Origin of the sequence: Planosporangium mesophilum (assembly GCF_016863255.1) — a bacterium.
GTDB lineage: Bacteria > Actinomycetota > Actinomycetes > Mycobacteriales > Micromonosporaceae > Planosporangium > Planosporangium mesophilum.
In genome coordinates, this window is sequence record NZ_BOON01000002.1 from 84,800 (window position 1) to 106,531 (window position 21,732).

The following is a 21,732-nucleotide window of genomic DNA, read 5'->3' on the forward strand; positions in this document are numbered from 1 at the left end:
GGGGTCACGCGCTCATTCTCCCTGACGCGGGGCCACCAATCGGAACGCCTCCACCTCGACGTCGTACCAGCGGGTCGTCCGGCCCAACGGCGTCATGCCGAGCCGCCGGCACACCGCCATCGACGGCTCGTTGTCCGGCCGCACCACGGCGTACACCTCGGGCAGCCCGGAGGCGAAGCCCCGGTCGACCGCGCCGCGGGCGGCCTCGGTCGCGTACCCGTGGCCCCAGGAGTCCGGGTGCAGGTGCCAGCCGACCTCCACCTCGCCGTCGCCGTTCGGCAGCGGCTTGAACAGCACCGAACCCGCTACCTGGCCGCGGTCGCGGTCCTGCACGGCCCAGCAGCCGTACCGCTCGTCACGGGCGCCGAACTCGGCCCACCGCTTCACGACCAGCTCCGCCTCGGCCCGGTCGGCCATGGCCCGGGGCTGCGCGCCGAGCCAGCGGGCGACCTCCCACCGGGAGTAGATCGCGAACACCCGGTCGACGTCGGCCGGGTCGTCGGTCCACGGTCGTACGTCGAGCCGCTCGGTGCGGTAGATCACGCTCACGCGGGCTCCCGGTCCGTCTCCCCCCGCCCGGGACGGGCGTCGAGGGCCGTCGCCTCCTCCAGCGTCGGCGCCGTCCCGCCCAGATGCGCCGGCTGCCACCAGGCGTCCTCGGGGCCGTCGGGCTTGTCCGGATACTCCCGCTGCGCCCGGTCGAGCAGTACGGCCATGCGGCTCTTCAGCTCGGCCATGACCTCGTTGGCGTCGTCGCGCGGGCCCGGCGCCAGCGGCTCGCCGACCAGGATCGAGATCGGGGTGTGCCGGCGGGTGAGATCACGGGGACGGCCCTTGGTCCACAGCCGCTGCGTCCCCCAGACCACCGTCGGGATGAGCGGCACCCGCGCGGCGGCGGCCATCCGGGCGGCGCCGCTCTTCATCTCCTTGAGCACGAACGAGCGGCTGATCGTGGCCTCCGGGAAGACGCCGACGACCTCACCGCCCTTGAGCGCGGCGAGGGCCTGCCGGTACGACGCCAGCCCGGCCTCCCGGTCGACCGGGATGTGCTTCATGCCGCGCATGAGCGGGCCGGAGATCCGGTTCCGGAAGACCGACTCCTTGGCCATGAACCGGACCAGCCGCCGGGACGGGTGCGCACCCAGGCCGGCGAAGATGAAGTCGAGGTATCCGATGTGGTTACTGGCCAGGACGGCGCCACCGGTACGGGGCACGTTCTCGGCGCCCTCGACCCGGATGCGCAGGTCGAGCAGGCGGAACATCGTCTTGGCCGCGACGATGACCGGCGGGTACACGAGTTCCGGCATGGCTAGACGCTACCCGACGCCCTGGGAAAATCTCTGGAGATCTTGGACACCTGGCGGCGCTGTCGCCCCGCCAGGTGTCCATGATCCAGGTCAGATGGGGCGGATGTTCTCCGCCTGCGGACCCTTGCGGCCCTGGCCCACCTCGAACTCGACGCGCTGGTTCTCCTCGAGGCTACGGAAGCCGCTGGCCGCGATGGCCGAGAAGTGCGCGAAGACGTCCGCACCGCCGTCATCCGGGGTGATGAAGCCGAAGCCCTTGTCCGCGTTGAACCATTTGACGGTACCGACAGCCATGTCTTACTCCTTCACGGGCTGTTCGCGGGGTCCACACCTCGCGGACCCCGTTTCGTTGTCATGCGCACCCGATCCGGAGAAAACCCGGGTAAACCAAAAAGCGCCTGTGCCACAACTCCACAGGCGCTTACAAAGTCTCTGGGAACCACAATCGCAACGCTGGTCACGCTAGCACAGCCCGTACGGGCGTGGGTCAAAACGGTCGCACCGCGGAGGCGTGACCCGCCACACGCGGTGCGACCGCATCGTCTCGAATGTCTTACGCGTCGGCCGCCGGCTGGTCGGCCGGGCGGGCGCGTACCGCGTGGCCGACGCTGGTCAGGCACTTCCCGCTGTCCAAATCGAACTTCCAGCCGTGCAGCTGGCAGGTGAGCACCCCATCCTCGACCTTGCCGAAGCGGGTCAGATCGGCCTTGAGGTGCGGGCAGCGCCGCTGCACCACCCAGTCGCCCAGCGTGATGTCCTCGGCGTCGGTGGTCTTCTCGTGCTCGTCGTACCAGCCCTCGGCGTACTGGAGGCGCTCCTCGGACAGGCACTTGAAGAAGGCGTAGATGAACTCGTTGTACTGGCCGATCCGCGCCGCGGAGAACCGGCAGGACAGGAACAGCGAGTTGACCCAGTCACCCTCGTCCAGGTAGATGAGGTGCTCGACCAGCTCCCGCTGGGTGCGGAACCGGTACCGGACCTTCTCGTCGGTGTACGGGCGGACCTCCTTGCCCAGGAAGTCCACCACGATCGACTCGACCGACTCGCCGTCGTAGCTCACGAGGTCGAAGCGGACCGGGCCGCCCACACCCTTGGCCATGTAGATCGACTCTTCCAGCAGCGGCTCGATGCGCCGCTTCATCTCCGCCAGGACGTCGATCTCCGGGTGCCGCCAGGACGCCTTCTCCGCCTCGATGATCGGCCGCTTGCGTTCGCGCATGGCCTCCAGGTACGGCTTCTTGTTCGCGAAGAACTCGCGTACGTCCGGCACCGGGTGGCTGACCTTGCAGTCGTCGGCGGTCACCTCGGCCACCGTGCCGGGCAGCAGGATCACCTCGTTGTCGCGGCCCAGCTCACGGTAGCGGTCGGAGAACCACTGCTGGTCGGGGAAGATGTTGCCCTCGTCGCCGAAGATGTCATTGAACTGCCACAGCTCGTCGTCGAGGAAGCACGGCGGCCCGGCGATCGGGAACACGTACGACGCCTTCAGGTCGTCGATGTAGCGGATCGTGCGGTCGAGCTGGCGGTCGCGCTTCTGCTTGCCGAACGCGCGCTTGGCGGCCTCCGGCAGCTCGTAGACCATCGGGTACCAGATCGCGCCGGAAAACTGCAGCATGTGCGCGTGTACGTGCCCCAGCTCGGCGAAGACCGACAGGTCGGAGGGGCGGGCGTCGTTCTGGTTGAGCACGCGGACCCCGTCGTACTCCACCCACAGCGACGAATCACCGATCGGGCCGTCGGTCGGCGAGATCAGGGCCTGGATCATCACGTTCAGGCCGCCGTCGAGGGTGTGTACCTCGTTGCTGCGTGTCCGGATGAAGCTCGTGAAGCCCAGCTCCCGCAGCTCGTCCTCGAGCTGGCTGGTCGGGTACTCCGGCAGCAGGACGGTCGCCCGCTTGTTGATGAAGCGCTTCAGGTGCTCCGCGTCGAAGTGGTCGCGGTGCAGGTGCGACACGTACAGGTAGTCGACGTCGCCCAACGCCTCCCAGTCGAGCTGGGAGTTGTCCGGGAACGGGAACCAGGAGGCGAAGTACGCCGGGTTGACCCAAGGGTCGCACAGGATGCTCCCGGCCGGGGTGTCGATCCGCATGCTCGCGTGGCCTGTGCCGGTCAGTCGCACCGCGCGTCCCTCCTGCTCGTCACTGTGGCGTGTCGGCCCCGACGCTACCCGAGAAGCGGAGCGCCAACCGACTCCGGGTTACCCGCCCGTACACCCCGCGCCGGGCAGCAACCGGGGCGTGCCACACTAATCGGCGTACACCCGAGTGGAAGGACCAGAAGTGGCTGGTAACGAGCCGGTTCTCTCTCCTGATCAGCGCAGGCCGATCAACCCGCGCAAGGCCCGGATCGGCGCGGTCGGCGCGATCGTGATCCTGTTGCTCATGACGATCGGCAACCACAAGGGCAACACCGAGAACTACTTCATGTACGGCATGGCCGGCCTCATCGCGCTCCTGCTCGTCGGCGACTGGGTGCTGCGCCGCAACGGTCTGCGCGACTAGTCAGGATCCCCCGGGCGGTACCCGCTCGGGGGCAGTACCCACCCGATCTGGCCGTAGATCCGCATCTGCCAGCCCCTCGGCACGTTGTCGCGGCACGTCTGCTCCGTGCCGGCGCAGATGATCGCGTCGTACCGAGGGGCGTGCGGCCGGTGGTGCGGCAGCATCGAGTGCGCCGCCATCGGTGTGCGGTCCGCTGACGCCACGTCCCCTGCCTGCACCGCTTCCCCTGCTTGCGCCGCCGCCCGGCGCGCAGCCGCGGCTGGAACGCCGCCGCGAGCAGTCAGCGGCGGCGGAGCAGGATGTCGCGTACCTCCTTGAGCGCCGCGTCGACCTCGGCCTCGAAGTAGCCGCCTGGGACCAGGCTGAACTGCGCGGAATCCAGCTCGGCCTCGCTGAGAGGGACTCCGGTACGGCCGGACAGCGCGTCGACGACGGTCTCGAAGAGGCGGTCGACCTGCACCCGGTCGTACCCACTGCCGAAGCGGCGCAGCTGGAACGTGCGCCGCAGCTGGTCGATGCGGGCGACCTCCGGCGGCATGCCGGGGGCGGGCGGGCCGGCCGGCGGCGGGTAGCCCTGGTCGAACCCGCGGTCGGGCATCCGGATCTCGGTGGTCATGTCGCTCTTGCCGTGGCGCCCGGGCTCGAACCCCTGGTCGAAGCCGCCGCCAAAGGTGGAGGTCGGCTCGTCGTACCGCTCGAACCCGCCACCCGGCGGCGGGCCGGGCACCGGCGAGATCGGCCGCGGCGCCATCGGCGGCGGCTGCATGGGCGGCATCATCGACGGCGGCGGGACCGGCGGAGCCATCATCCGGTCGTCGCGCACCGGAGGCGGACCCATCCGGTCCGGCGGCGCCATCCGGTCGGGGGCCTGCGGGACCCGCTGCTCACGCCCGTACGGCGAGGTGCGCTCCTCCAACTCGGAGAGCTGCCGCTCGACCCGGTCGAGGTGCAGGTCGACCTGCCACTCGTCGTACCCGCCGAAGCGCACGCGGAAGACGACGTCGTGCACCTCCTGGGCAGCGATGGGGGCGTCCCCCGGGGTACCGGCGAGCGTCGCCTCGACCCGGTCGAGGAACGCGTCGACCTCGTCGACCTTGTATCCGCGACGCAGCGCCCGACGCCGGAAGCGTTGACCGTGACTCGTCACCGTGTCTCCTCGATAGCTGCGTTGAGCTGTCCCACGCTGCTCACTCCAGCACCATGTTCCCGACTGCTGGCTTTCGCGCTCACTCTGCCACCTGCGAGGCGGCGAGCTGCCCGCAGGCTCCGTCGATTTCGCGGCCGCGGGTGTCCCGGACCGTGGTCGGAACTCCCGCCGCGCGAAGCCGCCGGACGAACTCGCGTTCGACCGGCTTCGGACTCGCGTCCCACCGGCTTCCCGGAGTGGGGTTGAGCGGAATGAGATTGACATGAGCGAGCCGGCCCGACAAGAGCTCTCCGAGAAGATCCGCTCGCCAAGGCTGATCGTTCACATCTCTGATCATTGCGTACTCAATCGACACGCGCCGCCCCGTCTGCTCCGCGTACGCCCACGCGGCGTCGAGCACCTCGGCGACCTTCCACCGCTGGTTGACCGGTACGAGCTCGTCCCGCAGCTCATCATCGGGCGCATGCAGGGAAAGCGCGAGCGTCACCGACAGCTCCTCGGCGGTCAGCCGGCGGATCGCGGGCACCAGACCGACGGTGGAGACGGTGATGTGGCGCTGGGACAGGCCGAGCCCGTCCGGAGCGGGGTCGGTGAGGCGGCGCACCGCGCTGATCACGCGCGGGTAGTTGGCCAGCGGCTCACCCATACCCATGAAGACCACGTGGGACAGGCGCGGAGGCGAACCCGGGATCGCGCCGCTCGCGGCGACGGCGGCGAGCGAGACGACCTGGTCGACGATCTCGGCGGTGGACAGGTTACGGGTCAGCCCGGCCTGGCCGGTGGCGCAGAACGGGCAGGCCATGCCGCACCCGGCCTGGCTGGAAATGCAGACGGTCACCCGATCCGGGTAGCCCATCAGAACGCTCTCGACGAGCGAACCGTCGTGCAGCCGCCACAGCGCCTTCCGGGTGGCACCGTCGTCGCAGGCCAGCTCGCGTACGGGCGTCAACAGCGGTGGCAGCATGGCGGCGGCGAGCCGGTCCCGGCTGGACGCGGGCAGGTCGGTCATGGCGGCCGGGTCGCGGACGAGCCGCCCGAAGTAGTGGGCCGACAGCTGGCCGGCGCGGAACTCCCGCTCCCCCAGCTCGGCTACGGCGGCCCGGCGACCGGCCGGATCCAGATCGGCGAGATGGCGTGGCGGCATGGCGGCCCGACGCCCCGAGGCCGTGTTGGCCTGCGGGGACGGGCTGTCAATGATGGGAAGTGCAGTCATGGCGTCACCAGTGTTTCATGCCGCGGCCGGTAACGGCGCTGTCGCGAGCCGACCGGGACGGGATTGTCCGGTCGGCCGAACTCCCCGGCGCTCACGTGGTGACCGGCGCCACGAGCGCCAGCACGGCCACCGCTGTCGGCGCGGCGAACAGGATCGAGTCAAGCCGGTCCATCAGGCCACCGTGACCGGGCAGGAGCCCGCTCATGTCCTTGATTCCGAGGTCGCGCTTGATGAGCGACTCGGCGAGGTCGCCGAGCACGCTCGCGGCGGCGACGGCCACGCCGAAGAGAGCCCCGTACCACCAGACCACGTCGAACATGAGGGACAGCATGACGGCCCCACCGATCGCCGCGGCGAGCAGCGAGCCGGCCGCGCCCTCCCAGGACTTCTTCGGGCTGACCGAAGGGGCCATGGGACGCTTGCCGAAAAATACTCCGGCGACATATCCGCCGGTATCAGACAGCACCACGCCGGCGAGGGCCGCGAGTACCCGCAGGTCGCCGCTGTCAGCACGGGCCAGGAGCACGGCGAAGCCGCCGAGGAACGGCACGTACACCGCGACGAGCAGGGCAGCCACCACGTCGCGCCGATAGCCGACCGGGCCGTCCGCCAGCCGCCACACGAGCGCGGCGACGGTCGTCGCGACCAGCCCGAGGGTGAGGGCCTCGGCCCCGCCGTACCAGGCGAGCCCGGCCATCGCCGCACCACCGGCGATCAACGGCGCCATCGGCGGCCGGACTCCGGCCGACCGGACCGCCCGGACCATCTCCCAGGTGCCGACGACGATCGCGACGACGACCACGCCGAGGAAGGCCGGTGGCCACAGGAACAGCGACGCGAGGACGACCGCGCCGAGCGTGACGCCCACGCCGATCGCGGCGGGCAGGTTACGGCCGGCCCGGCCGTTCGACTTCGTCGGCTGCGGGGCCGGCGACGCCTCGGCGAGGTCGGCCGCCTCCGTCGGGGTGGACGTGGCGGCGTCCCGATCGCCGGCGGCGCGTGGGTTGGCGTCCCATTCGGCGGTGGCGTCCCACTCGCCGGTAGCGGTGTCCCACTCGCCGCTGGCACCGGCCACCAGCGGGACCTCGGCCGTGGCCGGCTCCACCCGCTCGTCATCGGCGGTCGGCGCCGCGCTCCCGGCGCGGTCCCGATCGAACCAGCCGGGCGGGTCCTGACGCGGTCGTGACCACGGCTCGTCGGCGGCGACGCGCCGGCCGCGCTCCCGACCCCGACGGTTGAAGCCGAGGTCGAGGTCGAAGTCCGGCTCCGCGCCGCGGTCGCCGTACGACCCCGTTCCCGGGTACGCGTCGGGCGCGGCATCGAGGTGCCGCGCCCGCTGCTGACCCGGGTGAGAATCGTCTGGGCCGCGATCGGACGGATCCGGCCAGCCCGGGGAGTCGAGGTGAGCCATCAGACCTCGAGTAGCTCGGCTTCCTTGTGTTTGACGACCTCGTCGACGTTCGCCACGTACTTGTGGGTGAGGTCGTCGAGCTCCTTCTCCGCCCGGCGCACCTCGTCCTCGCCCGTCTCGCCGTCCTTCATCAGGCGCTCGAGCTCTTCCTTGGCCTTACGCCGGACGTTGCGGATGGCGACCTTCGCCTCTTCGCCCTTGTGCCGGGCCACCTTGATCATGTCGCGGCGACGCTCCTCGGTCATCTGCGGCAGCACGATACGGATCTGGGTTCCCTCGTTGTTGGGGTTCACACCGAGATCGGAGTCGCGGATCGCCTTCTCCATGGCGTGCAGCTGCGAGTTGTCGTACGGCTTGATGATCGCCATGCGGGGCTCCGGCACGGCGATCGAGGCCATCTGGGGAAGCGGCGTCGGCGCACCGTAGTAGTCGATCATAATCTTGGCGAACATCGCCGGAGTGGCCCGACCGGTCCGGATCGTCGCGAACTCCTCCTTGGCGAAAACGATCGCCCGGTCCATCTTCTCCTCGGCCTCAAAGAGTGTCTCGTCGATCACGTACTCCGTCGCCTCCCTTAGTCTGCGGGCGCCTCGCCGGCCGGTGGGCCTGTCGGCCTCACGCCGCCGTGATGAGCGTCCCGATCCTCTCACCAATGACGGCACGAATGATGGTGTCCGAACCCTCGGCTCCGAACACGAGCATGGGCAACCGGTTGTCCATGCACAAGCTGAAGGCCGCGGCATCCACCACCCGCAGCCCCCGACGCAGCGCCTCGTCGAACGTCACCGTGTCGAGCTTGATCGCTGTCGGGTCGGTACGGGGATCGGCCGTGTAGACACCGTCGACGCCGTTCTTGCTCATCAGAACCGCGTCGGCGTGAATTTCGAGGGCCCGCTGGGCGGCGACGGTATCGGTGGAGAAGTACGGCATGCCGGCACCGGCGCCGAAAATCACCACTCGGCCCTTCTCCAGATGGCGGATCGCGCGGCGGGGGATGTACGGCTCCGCGACCTGCGCCATGTGGATCGCCGACTGCACCCGGGTGTCGATGCCCTCCTTCTCCAGGAAGTCCTGGAGCGCAAGGCAGTTCATCACCGTGCCGAGCATGCCCATGTAGTCGGCACGGGCCCGGTCCATGCCGTGGCGCTGCAGCTCGGCGCCGCGGAAGAAGTTGCCACCGCCGACCACGACCGCGACCTGGACACCCTTGCGTACCACCGTGGCGATCTGACCGGCGATCGCCTGGACGACGTTGGGGTCGACCCCCACCGCGCCGCCACCGAAGACCTCGCCGGACAGCTTGAGCACCACCCGGCGGGCGCGCGATTGCTCACCCCCGGCGTATGCGGGTGCGGCCAACTCGGCGGTGTTCGTCATCGGGAGCCCTTCCGTGTCGTTGATTGTGCTGGGTCCACGGACAACCGGCGCGTACGCGACGGTGCGGTGTTGACGACGAGGGGGCCGCGGCGGTCCTGCACGGACACCGGCGACCCCCTCGCTGTGTTGGCTCTCGGGCCGTCAGGCCTGGCCCACCTCGAAGCGAACGAACCGCGTCACGGTGATACCCGCTTCGTCGAGGATCTGACGTACGGTCTTCTTCTGGTCGGTGACCGACGGCTGCTCGACCAGAACGAAGTCCTTGAAGAAGGCGTTGACCCGACCCTCGATGATCTTCGGCAGCGCCTGCTCCGGCTTGCCCTCCTCGCGGGCGGTCTGCTCGGCGATGCGCCGCTCGGACTCGACCACGTCGGCGGGCACCTCGTCACGGCTGAGGTACTTCGGCCGCATCGCGGCGATCTGCATCGCGACGGCGCGGGCGTCGTCGACACGGGCCTCGTCGGCGGCACCGCCGGAGCCGGCGAACTCGACCGCGACGCCGACCTGCGGCGGCAGGTCGGGGCTCTTGCGGTGCATGTAGACCGCGATCTGGCCGTCGATCACCGCGAAGCGGTTGACCACGAGCTTCTCACCGATCTTGGCGGACTCGGCCTCGACCGTCTCGGCGACCGTACGGCCGTCGCCCAGCTTCGAGTTGAGCAGCGCCTCGACGTCGGCCGGCCGGGTCGCGTCGATGTGGCCGACGATGCGGTCGGCCAGCGCGACGAAGTCGGCGTTCTTGGCCACGAAGTCGGTCTCGCAGTTGAGCTCCAGGAGCGCCTTGCCGGCGTGGGCCACCAGGCCCTGCGCGGCCGTACGGCCGGCCCGCTTGCCGACGTCCTTGGCACCCTTGACGCGCAGGATCTCGACGGCCTTGTCGAAGTCGCCCTCAGCCTCCTGCAGGGCCTTCTTGCTGTCCATCATGCCGGCGCCGGTGAGGTCGCGGAGCCGCTTGACGTCCGCGGCGGTGAAGTTGGACATGACTCTCTCTCGGTTCAGACGTGGGTGTGGGCGACGGTTCTCCGGCTGCACCGGTCCCCGCTCGCGCGACGTGGTTCCGCGGTCGGGGCCCGGTGCTGTCGCGCACCGCCCGGAGGCGATGCGCGACAGCGGCCGATCAGGCCTGAGTGGTCTCGGCGGGCGTGGCGGGCGCCGCGTCGGCGGAGCCGGCAGCCTCGGCCGGCGCGGCGGCGGCGGAGCCGGCAGCCTCGGTCGGCGCGGCGGCGGAGCCGGCAGCCTCGGTCGGCGCGGCGTCGGAGCCCTGCAGCAGCTCGCGCTCCCACTCGGCCAACGGCTCGTCGACGCCGACCGCACCGCCCTCGGGCTTCTCGTCGCCGCGGCGGCCCTTGCCGGAGCGGGCGATCAGGCCGTCGGCGACGGCGTCGGCGACCACGCGGGTCAGTAGCGCGGCCGAGCGGATCGCGTCGTCGTTACCCGGGATCGGGAAGTCGACCTCGTCCGGGTCGCAGTTGGTGTCGAGCACGGCGATCACCGGGATGCCCAGCTTGCGGGCCTCGTCGACGGCGATGTGCTCCTTCTTGGTGTCGACGATCCAGACCGCGGCCGGAGGCCTCTGCATGTCACGCAGGCCGCCGAGGGTACGGGTCAGCTTGATCTTCTCGCGGGACAGCTGCAGGGTCTCCTTCTTCGTGAAGCCCTGCGCCTGGCCGGTCTGCTCGATCGACTCGAGCTCCTTCATGCGCTGCAGCCGCTTGTAGACCGTCTGGAAGTTGGTGAGCATGCCGCCCAGCCACCGGTGGTTGACGTAGGGCATGCCGACCCGCGCCGCCTGCTCGGCGATCGCCTCCTGCGCCTGCTTCTTGGTACCCACGAAGAGGATGCTGCCCCCGTCGGCGACCGTGGTGCGGATGAAGCTGTACGCCTTCTCGATGTAGTCGAGGGTCTGGCGCAGGTCGATGATGTAGATACCGTTGCGCTCGGTGAAGATGAAGCGCTTCATCTTCGGGTTCCACCGGCGGGTCTGGTGCCCGAAGTGGACACCGCTCTCCAGCAGTTGACGCATGGTCACGACGGCCATGTGTGATGCTCCTTGTTTGCCCTGGTTGTCACGGCGGACCGGGTGGTCCGCCGTCCTGGCGCCCGGTCGCCGGCCGCAACTCACCCGATGTCGAGGACATCGGGACCAGGACGGCCGCCACCTCGTACCGATCGGGCCGAACGGACGGCCGGACGGTGAGGAGGGCGCGCGAGGTCGACCACGGGTCGTGGTCGCCAATCGTCGAGTGTACGCCGAGGCGCGAGCGGCTCCCGCGCCACCCGCCCCGGCCCGTCCATCCAGCCGCTTTGACGCGTTGATCGCGGCCCGGTGAGCGGGCCCCGGGGCGGGTCAGGCGGCCGCGAGCCCCGCCACGACGAACAGGGCCAGCGCGATCGGCAGGTACACCAGCGGCTGACGCAGCCACGTCCGCGCCGGGTCACCCGGCCCGGAGGCGATGCCGGTCAGCAGCCCGTACAGGCCGACGCTGAACATGGGCAGCCCGAGTACCAGGAAGAAGCTCGCGATCGAGCCGCCCACCTGGACCTTGGAGGTCAGGAAGGACGAGGCCAGCAGACGCAGCGCCATCAACTCGAACAGCACGGTGATCACGACGAGGACGGCCGCGGTACCCGGTCGGCGTGACCGGTAGACCCCGTCGCGGACCTGCCCCTGACCGCCCGCCGGCCGGCGCAGCGCGGAGCGGTCGATCGCCTCCGTCTGGTGCACCACCTGCGTCTCCTCTGCCGGGCCGTCGAGGCCAGGGCCGCCGGACACCGGGTACGGGTTGCCCGACACCGGGTACGGGTTGCCCGACACCGGGTGAGGGTTGCCCGACACCGGGTGAGGATCGCCGGCCTGCGGGTGCCGCCCGGCCGACTGCGGCAGGTCCTCGGCCGTGAGGTACGGCACGCCGGAGGTGGGCGTCGAGTGGGCCGTCCCGGGTGCCGGGCGCATCGCGCCAGGCATCGGGTGCGGCGCCGCACCGGCCCCCTGCGCCTGGCCCACCTGGCCCGCCTGGCCCGCCTGGCCGACCGACGGCGACGGCGACGGCGGGAACTGCGCCAACGGCGCCTGTTCGGGGGCGGGCGAGAACCCGGGCGGCATCGACGCGATCACGGGCCCGGACGTGGATGCCACCGACTCACGCGGAGGCAGCGGTGGTAGCTGCTGCCCCGAGCGCGGGCCCACCGGCATGGCGAGCATGGCGGATCCGGCACCGTCATCTCGGCCGCGACCAGCGGCGTCGCCGATCGGCGGGAACGGCGAGCCCGTTTCGCGCGGGTACCCGCCCCGCGGCAACGGGAAATCGTCGTAGGCCTGGGTCGGCTCGGGGGACGCCGGGCGCTGGTGCCCGTACGTCATACCGCCCGACACCGGCGCCGGCGACACCGGCGCGTAGCGGGGATCCCCGCCCGTCCGGTCCCACTCGGGGTTCGAGTAGCCCCGTTCCGGCTGGCGCGCCTGTCCGTCGTGCTCGTCCGGCGCATAGTTCCGATGAGAATCCACAACTGCGAACCGTAGGCGACGGTGACATCCGGCCGCCAGTGGCCGCCCGGACATCACAGGTCGTCCTAGGCTCTTATCCATGCTCATGGACCCGCTCGTCGCCCGCATGCGCCCCTTCGGTACGACGATATTTGCCGAGATGTCCGCTCTCGCCACCCGTACCGGCTCGGTCAATCTCGGCCAGGGCTTCCCCGACACGGACGGCCCGCCGGAGATGCTCGAGGCGGCGGTACGCGCGATCCGCGACGGCCGCAACCAGTACCCGCCGGGTCCGGGCATCCCGGAGCTGCGGGCGGCGATCGCGACGCACCAGCGCGAGTTCTGGAACCTTGACTACGACCCGGACGGTGAGGTGCTGGTCACCGCCGGAGCGACCGAGGCGATCGCGGCGGCGGTCCTGGCGCTGTGCGAGCCGGACGACGAGGTGGTGTGCTTCGAGCCGTACTACGACTCGTACGCCGCGTCGATCGCCCTCGCCGGCGCCGTGCGGCGGCCGGTGACGCTGCGGCCCGGCCCGGCCGGCGATTACGAATTCGACCCGGACGAGCTGCGGGCGGCTTTCGGCCCGCGTACCCGGATGGTCCTGCTCAACTCGCCGCACAACCCGACCGGCAAGGTCTTCACGGCCGACGAGCTGACCCTGATCGCCTCGCTGTGCGTGGAGCACGACGTGGTCGCGGTCACCGACGAGGTGTACGAGCACCTGGTCTTCGACGGCGCGCACATCCCGGTCGCCGGGCTGCCCGGGATGCGGGACCGCACCGTGCAGATCTCCTCCGCCGGAAAGACCTTCTCGTGTACGGGCTGGAAGGTCGGCTGGGCATGCGGCCCGGCGCCGCTGATCTCCGCGGTCACCCGGGTCAAGCAGTTCCTCACGTACGTCAACGCCGGCCCGCAGCAGCCGGCGGTCGCGGTCGCTCTCGGCCTGCCGCGCTCCTACTACGAGGGCTTCCGCGATTCACTCCGGGGCAAGCGAGACCGGCTGTGCGCGGGGTTGGCCGACGCGGGCTTCGAGGTGCTGCACTCGGCGGGGACCTACTTCGTGACCGCTGACATCACGCCGCTCGGCGGTACCGACGGGGTGGAGTTCTGCCGGTCCCTGCCCGAGCGCTGCGGGGTGGTGGCGGTGCCGACCCAGGTCTTCTACGACTCCGTGGACGCCGGGCGGCACCTGATCCGGTTCGCCTTCTGCAAGCGGGACGAGGTGCTCGACGAGGCCGTCGCCCGGCTGCGGAAACTGTCCGCCGGCTGAGGGCGCCATAGCAGATCGTCTTCCTCGCTGTTGCCCCGTCCACAGCCCACCCTCGCCGTCCACATCCTGATCGTGAACGCTTGCCCGTGACCGCGGCCGGGCACGAGCCTCTGCGCCATGACGCAAGCGAAAGACGCGGTCGGCGCGTACGGCGAACGGGTGGCGTGCGCGCACCTGCTGGAACAGGGCATGGTCGTGCTCGACCGCAACTGGCGCTGCCGGGCCGGTGAGATCGACCTGATCCTGCGCGACGGCTCGGATCTGGTCTTCTGCGAGGTCAAGACCCGTCGCGGCGACCGGTTCGGCACGCCCGCCGAGGCGGTCGACACCGCGAAGGTACGGCGCCTGCGCCGCCTCGCCGCCCAGTGGCTGGCGCAGGCCGGGGTTCGCCCGCACACGGTCCGCTTCGACGTCGTCAGCGTGCTCCCCCAGCCCGCCGGGGCGGCCCGGGTCGAACACATCCGGGGAGCGTTCTAGTGGGGTACGCCAAGGTCCGCTCCGTCGCGCTGGTCGGCGTCACCGGCGAGGTCGTCGTCGTGGAGGCGCACCTGGCCACCGGCCTGCCCGGCATGGTCGTGTCCGGCCTGCCCGACGCCGCGCTCGTCGAGTCGCGCGACCGGGTGCGGTCGGCGGTGGTCAACTCCGGCGAGTCCTGGCCGCAGCGGCGCATCACCGTCAACCTGCTCCCGGCCCACCTGCCCAAGCACGGCTCCGGCTTCGACCTGGCCGTCGCGGTGGCGGTCCTCGCGGGCGCCGGCGTCATACCGGTCGACCTGCTGCACCGCGCCGTTCTGCTCGGTGAGCTCGGTCTCGACGGCACGGTCCGGCCGGTCCGCGGTGTGCTGCCCGCGGTGCTGGCGGCCGCACGGTCGGGCCTGGAGCAGGTGGTCGTACCGGTCACCAACGCCGCCGAGGCGAGCCTGGTACCCGGCGTGACCGTCCGGGCCGCCGGCACGCTGCGCGAACTGGTCGACTTCGCCCGCGACGGCGTACCCCTGCGCTCACCGCCGGCAGCCCAGGCGGCCCCGCCACCGACCGGACCCGACCTCGCCGACGTCCTCGGTCAGGAGCGCGGCCGGCGCGCGATCGAGTTGGCCGCCGCGGGCGGTCACCACCTGGCGCTCTTCGGCCCGCCCGGTGCCGGCAAGACGATGCTCGCGCAGCGCCTGCCGACGATCCTGCCGCTACTCGACGACTCCGCGGCACTCGAAGTGACCGCCGTCCACTCCATCGCCGGTGTACTGCCGGCCGGCAGCCCGCTGATCCGACGGCCGCCGTTCCAGGCGCCGCACCACACCGCCACGATGCCCGCCCTGGTCGGCGGTGGTTCCGGGATCGCCCGGCCGGGATCCCTGAGCCTCGCCCACCGTGGCGTTCTGTTTCTGGACGAGGCACCCGAGTTCAGTCGCCGGGTCCTCGAAGCGCTGCGCCAGCCGCTGGAGGACGGCGAGGTGCGGCTGCGCCGCTCCGGCGGGGAGACCCACTACCCGGCCCGGGTCCAGCTCGTCCTCGCCGCGAACCCGTGCCCGTGTGCCCGTCCCGAGGGCGACCAGGCGTGCGAGTGCAGCCGCCAGGTACGCCGGCGGTACCTGGGCCGGCTGTCCGGTCCGCTGCTCGACCGCATCGACCTCCAGGTGACCCTGATGCCCGTCGCCTCGTCGGCGCTGCTGGCCGACCGTAGCTCCGGGGAGTCCTCGGCGGTGGTGGCCGACCGGGTGGCGCGGGCCCGGGCCGCGGCCGCAGCCCGGTGGAAGGGCGCCCGCGCGACCTGCAACGCCGACGTGACGGGCGCCGCGCTGCGCGACCGCCGGTGGCGGCTGCCCCGGTCGGCGACCCGGCCACTGGCGGATGCCCTGGACCGGGGCAGCCTGTCGGCCCGCGGCCACGACCGGGTCGTCAAGGTCGCCTGGTCGGTGGCCGACCTCGACGGTCGGGACCGGCCCGACGTCGGCGACGTGACCGAGGCTCTCGAACTGCGGAGGGGGACGCTGTTGTGACCGACGCCGACGAGGTACGGCTGGCCCGGGTGGCGCTCGGCTGCCTGACCGAGCCGGGCAATCGGGAGCTGGGCATGCTGGTCCGGCGCGTCGGCCCGGTCGAAGGGCTGGACCGGCTGGTGCGGGGGTCGGTGTCCGAGCGGCTCGCCGAGGCGGCGCGACTGCGGCTGACCGACGCCACCGACGCCCGCGTCCTGGCCCGGTCGCTGCTGGGCGACGCCGACCGGCTCGGCGCCCGGGTGGTCACCCCGGAGGACGACGAGTGGCCGCGCCAACTCGACGACCTGGTACGCCTCAGCCGGGCCGCCGACGGCCGGGCGGTCGAGCGCGACACGGATCCTCCCCACTGCCTGTGGGTACGCGGTGACGTGGCGCTCGACGAGGCGTTCGACCGGTCGGTCGCGGTCATCGGCGCCCGGGCCGCCAGCAACTACGGCACGTACGTGGCGACCGAGATGGCGCACGGGCTCGCCGAGCGCGGCTGGACCGTGGTCTCCGGTGGCGCGTACGGCATCGACGCGGCGGCGCACCGTGCCGCGCTCGCCGCCGGCGGCCTCACCGCCGCGATCCTCGCGTCGGGCCTCGACCGCCCGTACCCGCTCGGTCATGCCAACCTCTTCGACCGGATCGGCGAATCGGGCCTGCTCGTCAGCGAGTGGCCGTTCGGCTCCGCTCCGCACCGGATGCGCTTCCTCATCCGCAACCGCGTCATCGCGGCGGCCACCCGCGGCACCGTGGTGGTCGAGGCCGCCGGCCGCAGCGGCGCCCGGCAGACGCTCGGGCGGGCCCGCGCACTGGGCCGGGCGGCGATGGCGGTGCCCGGCCCGGTGACCAGCGCCATGTCGGTCGGCTGCCACGCCGAGCTGCGCCAGGAGGGCACGAGGTTGGTCAACGACCACGGGGAGGTCATCGAGGAGGTCGGACGGATCGGCGACGACCTGGCGCCGACGCCCCGCGGGCCCGAACGTCCACATGACACTCTCGACCCGCTCGCGGCCCAACTGCTCGACGCCGTACTGCCGCGCAAGGCGCGTACCGCCGAGGAGGTCGCCGCGGCGGCCGGCGTGAGCGGCCGGGACGCCCGCCGGACCCTACCCACGCTGGTCGCCGCCGGGTTCGTCGTCGAGCACGACAACGGGTACCGGCTGGCACCGACACCGCCCTAGCCGGTCACCGCGGCGCCTCCCGCGAGCGCCGCGGCGACCGGCGCCGAGGCTCACGCCGCCTTGTCGAGCGCCGCGACGGCCTGCCGGCGCAGCACCGTGAAGTCGAGTCCCTCCTCGGAGAGGATCTTCGCTGCCAGGCCGCTGCCCTCCCGCAGGAGACCCAGCAGGATGTGCTCCGGCCCGATGAATCTGTGCTTGAGCACCACCGCCTCCCGGAGCGACAGCTCCAGCACCTTCTTCGCGCGGAAGCTGAAGGGCCGGTGGTCGCCGACGACCTTGCGGCGCAGCCACCCCTGCCGCTGCTCGGGCTGGGGCGGCCGCAAGGCGCCCGGCCCGAAGATCTCCTCCACCTTTTCCCGTACCGCGTCCAGGTCGATCCCGATCGCCTCCAGCGCGGCGGCGTCGCCGTCCCCGAGCGGAACGGATTCGGGGCGGACCAACCGATTGATGTCGGCGACCACCCGCTCGCGGGTCAGACCCGCCTCGCGGAGTATCACGTGCGCGCCGCCGCTACCGCTGTCGAGCAGCGCCAGCAACAGGTGCTCGGTGCCGATCGACGGATGCTTCAACTCCCGGGCCTCCTGCTGGGCCAGCACGACCAACTGCCGCGCCTCCGTGGTGAACCGTTCGAACATCACGCCTCCCCTGGACCGTCGGCCGGCCGACGGCCGGCATGCTTCTTGTGCACCGCCTGCTTGCTGACCCCGAGCGCGTCGGCGATCTCCTGCCATGACCAGCCCTGCCGCCTGGCGTTGTCGACCTGCAGCACCTCGAGACTGTCGGCCAACCGCCGCAGGGCGAGCACGGCGCGGAGCCCGACCCGCGCATCGGCGCCGCCGGCGGCCGCGGCCAGTTCCGTAACGTCGCTCATGGTGTCAACCTACGTTGACAACTCACTTTTGTCAACCTTGGTTGACAAGCCCGAGCGGGTGTCCACCGAGGACTGTCCACGTGTGGCGCGCCGGGTGTGGACGCTCTCGACCGCGGATTTCACCGGAAACGATGAGAGCCTGGACGTTTTCAGCTCGTCCCCATCGGGTAGAGCCCGGTCACCTCAGTCCACGAGGAGGCCAGTGGTAATGAACTCCTTCGTCGTTGTCCGCCTCGACGGCACCGCACTCGTGTGGACCGACTGGACGCTCAACGGCGCCGTCGCTCCCGAGCTGTACCGCGTGCTGCAGGAGCTTCTGGACGCCGGTACCAGACCCGTGGTGGTCGACCTCGTCGAGGTCCCGTCCATCGACAACTCCGCCGTCGCCGTCCTGGCTGCCGCAGCCGTACGGGCCGGTCAGCTCGGCTTCGGCCTGGAGCTGCGCCTGCCCGGTGGGCACGCGATGGCGGTACGCGACGCCGGCCAGCTGCGCAGCGCGCTCATGCTGGCGTATCCGACCGCGGCCTGAGAGCCGGTCGGTACGACGATCCGGGGCAGGTGGATACCTGCCCCGGACAATCGGGTCTCGCCGGCTACTTCACGCCGCCGGCGGTGAGCCCCTCCACGATCCTGCGCTGGAACAGCAGCACGGCGATGACCAGCGGGACCGTCACCACCACACCCGCCGCCATCTGGGTACCGAACGGCTGGTCGAACTGGTACTGCCCGGTGAACTGGGAAACGATGACGTTGGCCGTCTTGAGCTCGTTCTTGTTGACCACGCTGACCGCGATGATGAACTCGTTCCACGCCGCGATGAAGACCAGGATCGCCGTGGTGAACACGCCCGGGGCGGCCAACGGCATGATCACTTTGCGGAACGCCTCGGCCGGCGTGCAGCCGTCGATCTGCGCCGCCTCCTCCAGTTCGAAGGGCATCTGCCGGAAGAACGCGGTGAGCAGCCAGATCGCGAGCGGTAGCGCGAAGCTCATGCTCGGCAGGACCATCGCCTGATAGGTGTTGATCCAATTGATGTCCACGAAGAGCTGGAGCAGCGGCACGACCACCGCGATGCCCGGGAACATCGACGTCGCGATGATGATCGAAAGGATCGTGCCCTTGCCCCGGAACTCCAGCCGGGCCAACGCGTACGCGGCCGAGATGCCGAGGATCAGGGTCAGCACGGTGGTGATGCTCGCGACGATGACGCTGTTGAGCAGCGCGCGTCCGAACCCGTTGCCCGGCGAGAACGCGGCCACGAGGTTGTCCAGGGACGGCGGGTCGGGCAGCAGTGCGTTGGAGAACTGGTCCGCCGGCCGCCGCAGCGCCGAGACGACCATCCAGTAGAAGGGCGCCAGGCAGTACACCACGATCGCCGCGATCCCGACGTAGTACAGCCAGCCGGCTCCCCGGCGTCGCCGTCCGGTCGCTACAGGCGCGCTCACTTGGACCTCCCAACGCCCCGGCCGACGATGTCGGCGCCGAGAACCCTGACGAAGACGTACGCGACGATCGCGACGTAGACGAACAGCACCGTCGCGTACGCGGCCGCGGGACCGAAGCGCAGGTTGCTCATCTCGTTGTACGCGAGGATGGACAGGGTGTCGGTCGACATCTTGCCCCTGCCGATGAGCACGAACGGCAGGTCGAACATGCGGAGCACGTCGAGCATGCGGAACAGCACGGCGACCACCAGCGCGGGCTGCACCAGCGGCAGCGTGATCCGCCAGAAGGTGCGCCAGGCGTCGGCACCGTCTATCTTGGCCGCCTCGTACACCTCGGCCGGGATGATCTGGAGACCGGCCAGCACCAGCAGCCCGATGAACGGCGCGGTCTTCCAGGTGTCGGCGATGACCACGGCCAGCCATGACTGGATTCCCTCGGTGGTCCACAGGACATGCGTGTTCAGGACGTCGTTGGCGATGCCCTGCGAGGTGAAGATCCAGCGCCAGAGAAGCCCCGAGATGGCGGTGGGGATGGCCCACGGCACCAGGATGCTCGCCCGTACCAGGCCCCGACCCCGGAACGCCCGGTTCATGATCAGAGCCATGCAGACGCCGACGACGGTCTCGATGACGACCGTGGTGACGGTGAAGGTCGTCGTGTTCCAGAAGGCGTTCCAGAACAGGCGGCCGGTCTCGCCCGTGAAGATGTTCGTGTAGTTGTCCAGGGAGAAACCGGTCGTACGGGTGATCAGGCCGGTATTCGCGTCGATGCCCTCGGTCGTCTTGACGAAGGAGATCCGCAGGGCGGAGACGATCGGGTACCCGATCACCAGCCCGAGTACGAGCACCGAGGGCGAAAGCAAGAGGAAGGCGAGCCTGCCGACGCCGGCCCGACGGTTCGTGACGTGCCCGCGCGGCTTACCCGCCGGTACGGTACGCGCATCCACCGAGGTCGCGGTCACTGATGGTCCTCCTTGCGAAGGGGTGCGGGCCGGGGCGTCGCCGCCCCGGCCCGGCGGTGCCCGCTACTTGTTGCCGACGATCGAGGTCAGCTTGGTCTGCAGGTCCTTGAGGGCCTGCTCGGAGGACTTGGTACCGGTCAGCGCCGCGTACGCCTCGTCCTGGATAGCGGTGGTCGCGTCGTTGTACTTGACGATCCGCGGGCGCGGCACGGCGCTGCCGACCGCGTCCTTGAGGACCGGCAGGTACGGGAACTGCTTCACCAGCTCGGGGTCGTCGTACAGGGCCGCGTAGACCGGCGCCTCCGACGTCTTCTGCAGGTGGACCTTCTCCTCGGCCTCGCTGGTGAGGAACTTGATGAACTCCAGCGCGGTGCCCTTGTTCTTCCCGAACTTGCTGATCGCCAGGTTGTGGCCGCCGAGGGTCGCCTTACCCGGGCCGGTGAGGCCGGGCAGCGGCGCGACCGCGAACTTGCCGGCCACCTTGCTCGAGCCGTCCGTGGCGTTCGCCTTCGCGTACTGGTACGGCCACTGGCGGTGGAAGATCAGCTTGCCCTCCTGGAAGGCGCGGCGGCCCTCCTCCTCCTTGTACGTGATGCCTTCCTTCGGGATCGTCCCGTCCTGGAAGCTCTTGACGAGGAAGTCGAGCCCCTGCTTCGCCTTCGCGTCGGACAGCGCCGGCTTGCCCTGGTCGTCCACCACGTTGGCACCGGCGGACGCGACCGCCTCACTGAAGTTGCACGTGAGACCCTCGTACTTCTCGAACTGACCGCCGTAGCAGCCGGCGCCGCCGGCCTGCGGGGCGACCTTCTGGCAGGCCGACTTCAGCTCGTCCCAGGTCTTCGGCGGCGCGGTGATCCCGGCGGCGTCGAGCAGGTCCTTGCGGTAGTAGAGCATCCCGGCGTCGGTGAGGTAGGGCGCTGCGTACAGCTTGTTGAAGTACTTCGTGGTCTCGACCGCACCCTTGAGCATCTTGTCGAGGGCGAACTGGTCCTCGGGAAGCTGCTCGATCCAGCCGTTGGCGGCGAACTCGGCGGTCCACACCACGTCGGTGTTGAGGACCGTGTACGCGTCCGACTTGGTCTGCGCGTTCTGGATCATCTGCTGCCGCTGCTGGTCGGCGCTCTCCGGCAGCTCGATCAGGCGTACCTGCTCGTTGGGGTGGGAGCTGTTCCACTTGTCGAGCGCGCCCTGCAGGTAGCCCGAGGTGTCCTTACCGGTGGCCAGGGTGATGGGTCCCTTGCCTTCGAGAGCGCCGGGCTTGGCCGTATCGGTCGTCTTCGTCTCGCCACACGCGGAAAGCCCGACGACGAGGGCCAGGGCACCGAAACCGGCGACCACCCCCGCTAACCCGTGCCGTCCTCGCATCACAGCTCCCCTCTGTGGCGCGCCATCGCGCCGCTGGAACGGCGCCGCCACGGCGAACGCTGGTCTGGAGTGCACCAGCCTGAACGGCCGTTCACGGCGACCGGTGTCGATCGTGCGAACATCCAAACCCGCATTACGGAAAGGTGCAAGGGAAGTTACCGCACTGTCACCTGGAGGTTTCGAAACGCGGCGCCGGCCTCCGGCGCCGGCTGC

The 21,732-nt window shown here is 70.6% G+C and carries 24 protein-coding genes and 1 pseudogene; 6 read left to right on the forward strand and 19 right to left on the reverse strand.

Annotation, left to right across the window (positions count from 1 at the left end):
- Positions 1-12 precede the first annotated feature (12 nt).
- The 4 genes from Pme01_RS01105 to Pme01_RS01120 all read right to left on the reverse strand — a co-directional run bounded on the left by Pme01_RS01105 (position 13) and on the right by Pme01_RS01120 (position 3,420).
- Positions 13-549: a GNAT family N-acetyltransferase gene (locus Pme01_RS01105; RefSeq protein WP_168113098.1), complete on the reverse strand. Its 537-nt coding sequence runs from the start codon at positions 547-549 to the stop codon at positions 13-15.
- Complete coding sequence (locus tag Pme01_RS01110) at positions 546-1,307, reverse strand: lysophospholipid acyltransferase family protein (protein WP_168113097.1); 762 nt, start codon at positions 1,305-1,307, stop codon at positions 546-548. The genes Pme01_RS01105 and Pme01_RS01110 overlap by 4 nt, the downstream gene beginning before the upstream one ends.
- A gap of 90 nt (positions 1,308-1,397) precedes the next feature.
- A complete protein-coding gene (locus Pme01_RS01115) occupies positions 1,398-1,601 on the reverse strand; it encodes a cold-shock protein (protein WP_168113096.1) in 204 nt (67 codons plus the stop codon).
- Positions 1,602-1,860: 259 nt separating this feature from the next.
- Positions 1,861-3,420, reverse strand: coding sequence for a Rieske 2Fe-2S domain-containing protein (locus tag Pme01_RS01120; protein ID WP_168113432.1), 1,560 nt, complete (start codon positions 3,418-3,420; stop codon positions 1,861-1,863).
- Between the two features lie 166 nt (positions 3,421-3,586).
- On the opposite strand from Pme01_RS01120, the gene Pme01_RS01125 reads away from it, so the two are divergent.
- Entirely contained in the window at positions 3,587-3,808 is a 222-nt protein-coding gene (locus Pme01_RS01125) for a DUF2631 domain-containing protein (RefSeq protein ID WP_168113095.1), read from the forward strand.
- On the opposite strand, the gene Pme01_RS01130 is transcribed toward Pme01_RS01125, so the two are convergent.
- From Pme01_RS01130 to Pme01_RS01170, 9 genes are all read right to left on the reverse strand, one after another.
- Positions 3,805-4,011 carry a hypothetical protein gene (locus Pme01_RS01130; RefSeq protein WP_168113094.1) on the reverse strand — a complete coding sequence of 69 codons (207 nt, stop codon included), beginning with the start codon at positions 4,009-4,011 and terminating at the stop codon, positions 3,805-3,807. The genes Pme01_RS01125 and Pme01_RS01130 overlap by 4 nt on opposite strands.
- 77 nt (positions 4,012-4,088) lie before the next feature.
- Positions 4,089-4,955 (reverse strand): DivIVA domain-containing protein, encoded by an 867-nt coding sequence (locus tag Pme01_RS01135; RefSeq protein WP_168113093.1) that lies wholly within the window; start codon positions 4,953-4,955, stop codon positions 4,089-4,091.
- A 79-nt stretch (positions 4,956-5,034) separates the two neighbouring features.
- The gene (gene rlmN / locus Pme01_RS01140) at positions 5,035-6,168 is read right to left on the reverse strand and encodes a dual-specificity RNA methyltransferase RlmN (protein ID WP_168113092.1); all 1,134 of its coding nucleotides are present in this window, start codon (positions 6,166-6,168) and stop codon (positions 5,035-5,037) included.
- Positions 6,169-6,259: 91 nt separating this feature from the next.
- Entirely contained in the window at positions 6,260-7,579 is a 1,320-nt protein-coding gene (locus Pme01_RS31720) for a phosphatidate cytidylyltransferase (protein ID WP_239087949.1), read from the reverse strand.
- Positions 7,579-8,136, reverse strand: coding sequence for a ribosome recycling factor (frr, locus tag Pme01_RS01150; protein ID WP_168113091.1), 558 nt, complete (start codon positions 8,134-8,136; stop codon positions 7,579-7,581). Before frr ends, Pme01_RS31720 begins: the two co-directional genes overlap by 1 nt.
- Before the next feature lie 58 nt (positions 8,137-8,194).
- Positions 8,195-8,890 (reverse strand): UMP kinase, encoded by a 696-nt coding sequence (gene pyrH / locus Pme01_RS01155; protein ID WP_239087962.1) that lies wholly within the window; start codon positions 8,888-8,890, stop codon positions 8,195-8,197.
- 207 nt (positions 8,891-9,097) lie between these two features.
- The gene (tsf, locus tag Pme01_RS01160; RefSeq protein WP_168113089.1) at positions 9,098-9,937 is read right to left on the reverse strand and encodes a translation elongation factor Ts; all 840 of its coding nucleotides are present in this window, start codon (positions 9,935-9,937) and stop codon (positions 9,098-9,100) included.
- A 136-nt stretch (positions 9,938-10,073) separates the two neighbouring features.
- Entirely contained in the window at positions 10,074-10,994 is a 921-nt protein-coding gene (gene rpsB / locus Pme01_RS01165) for a 30S ribosomal protein S2 (RefSeq protein ID WP_168113088.1), read from the reverse strand.
- Positions 10,995-11,303: 309 nt separating this feature from the next.
- Positions 11,304-12,461 (reverse strand): hypothetical protein, encoded by a 1,158-nt coding sequence (locus Pme01_RS01170; RefSeq protein ID WP_168113087.1) that lies wholly within the window; start codon positions 12,459-12,461, stop codon positions 11,304-11,306.
- Between the two features lie 79 nt (positions 12,462-12,540).
- Here Pme01_RS01170 and Pme01_RS01175 point away from each other — a divergent pair, with 79 nt between their 5' ends.
- The 4 genes from Pme01_RS01175 (at position 12,541) to dprA (ending at position 16,876) form a co-directional block, all read left to right on the forward strand.
- Positions 12,541-13,713: a pyridoxal phosphate-dependent aminotransferase gene (locus tag Pme01_RS01175; RefSeq protein ID WP_168113086.1), complete on the forward strand. Its 1,173-nt coding sequence runs from the start codon at positions 12,541-12,543 to the stop codon at positions 13,711-13,713.
- Positions 13,714-13,830: 117 nt separating this feature from the next.
- Positions 13,831-14,190 (forward strand): YraN family protein, encoded by a 360-nt coding sequence (locus Pme01_RS01180; protein ID WP_168113085.1) that lies wholly within the window; start codon positions 13,831-13,833, stop codon positions 14,188-14,190.
- The gene (locus tag Pme01_RS01185; RefSeq protein ID WP_168113084.1) at positions 14,190-15,710 is read left to right on the forward strand and encodes a YifB family Mg chelatase-like AAA ATPase; all 1,521 of its coding nucleotides are present in this window, start codon (positions 14,190-14,192) and stop codon (positions 15,708-15,710) included. The genes Pme01_RS01180 and Pme01_RS01185 overlap by 1 nt, the downstream gene beginning before the upstream one ends.
- Complete coding sequence (gene dprA / locus Pme01_RS01190; RefSeq protein WP_239087950.1) at positions 15,707-16,876, forward strand: DNA-processing protein DprA; 1,170 nt, start codon at positions 15,707-15,709, stop codon at positions 16,874-16,876. The genes Pme01_RS01185 and dprA overlap by 4 nt, the downstream gene beginning before the upstream one ends.
- A 50-nt stretch (positions 16,877-16,926) precedes the next feature.
- Here dprA and Pme01_RS31925 read toward each other — a convergent pair whose 3' ends face one another.
- The 3 genes and pseudogenes from Pme01_RS31925 to Pme01_RS01200 all read right to left on the reverse strand — a co-directional run bounded on the left by Pme01_RS31925 (position 16,927) and on the right by Pme01_RS01200 (position 17,747).
- The gene (locus Pme01_RS31925; protein WP_444544216.1) at positions 16,927-17,109 is read right to left on the reverse strand and encodes a Clp protease N-terminal domain-containing protein; all 183 of its coding nucleotides are present in this window, start codon (positions 17,107-17,109) and stop codon (positions 16,927-16,929) included.
- A gap of 81 nt (positions 17,110-17,190) precedes the next feature.
- Positions 17,191-17,511 (reverse strand): annotated as a pseudogene (locus Pme01_RS31930) (Clp protease N-terminal domain-containing protein); the annotation flags it as partial.
- A complete protein-coding gene (locus Pme01_RS01200) occupies positions 17,511-17,747 on the reverse strand; it encodes a helix-turn-helix domain-containing protein (RefSeq protein ID WP_168113082.1) in 237 nt (78 codons plus the stop codon). The gene Pme01_RS01200 and the pseudogene Pme01_RS31930, both read right to left, overlap by 1 nt.
- Positions 17,748-17,955: 208 nt before the next feature.
- Here Pme01_RS01200 and Pme01_RS01205 point away from each other — a divergent pair, with 208 nt between their 5' ends.
- Positions 17,956-18,276 carry an STAS domain-containing protein gene (locus tag Pme01_RS01205; RefSeq protein ID WP_168113081.1) on the forward strand — a complete coding sequence of 107 codons (321 nt, stop codon included), beginning with the start codon at positions 17,956-17,958 and terminating at the stop codon, positions 18,274-18,276.
- A 64-nt stretch (positions 18,277-18,340) separates the two neighbouring features.
- On the opposite strand, the gene Pme01_RS01210 is transcribed toward Pme01_RS01205, so the two are convergent.
- The 3 genes from Pme01_RS01210 to Pme01_RS01220 all read right to left on the reverse strand — a co-directional run bounded on the left by Pme01_RS01210 (position 18,341) and on the right by Pme01_RS01220 (position 21,519).
- Complete coding sequence (locus Pme01_RS01210; protein ID WP_203935371.1) at positions 18,341-19,192, reverse strand: carbohydrate ABC transporter permease; 852 nt, start codon at positions 19,190-19,192, stop codon at positions 18,341-18,343.
- On the reverse strand, positions 19,189-20,154 hold the full coding sequence (locus Pme01_RS01215; RefSeq protein ID WP_203935372.1) for a carbohydrate ABC transporter permease: 966 nt from the start codon (positions 20,152-20,154) through the stop codon (positions 19,189-19,191). Before Pme01_RS01215 ends, Pme01_RS01210 begins: the two co-directional genes overlap by 4 nt.
- Positions 20,155-20,217: 63 nt before the next feature.
- Positions 20,218-21,519: an ABC transporter substrate-binding protein gene (locus tag Pme01_RS01220; RefSeq protein ID WP_168113080.1), complete on the reverse strand. Its 1,302-nt coding sequence runs from the start codon at positions 21,517-21,519 to the stop codon at positions 20,218-20,220.
- Between the last annotated feature and the right edge of the window lie 213 nt (positions 21,520-21,732).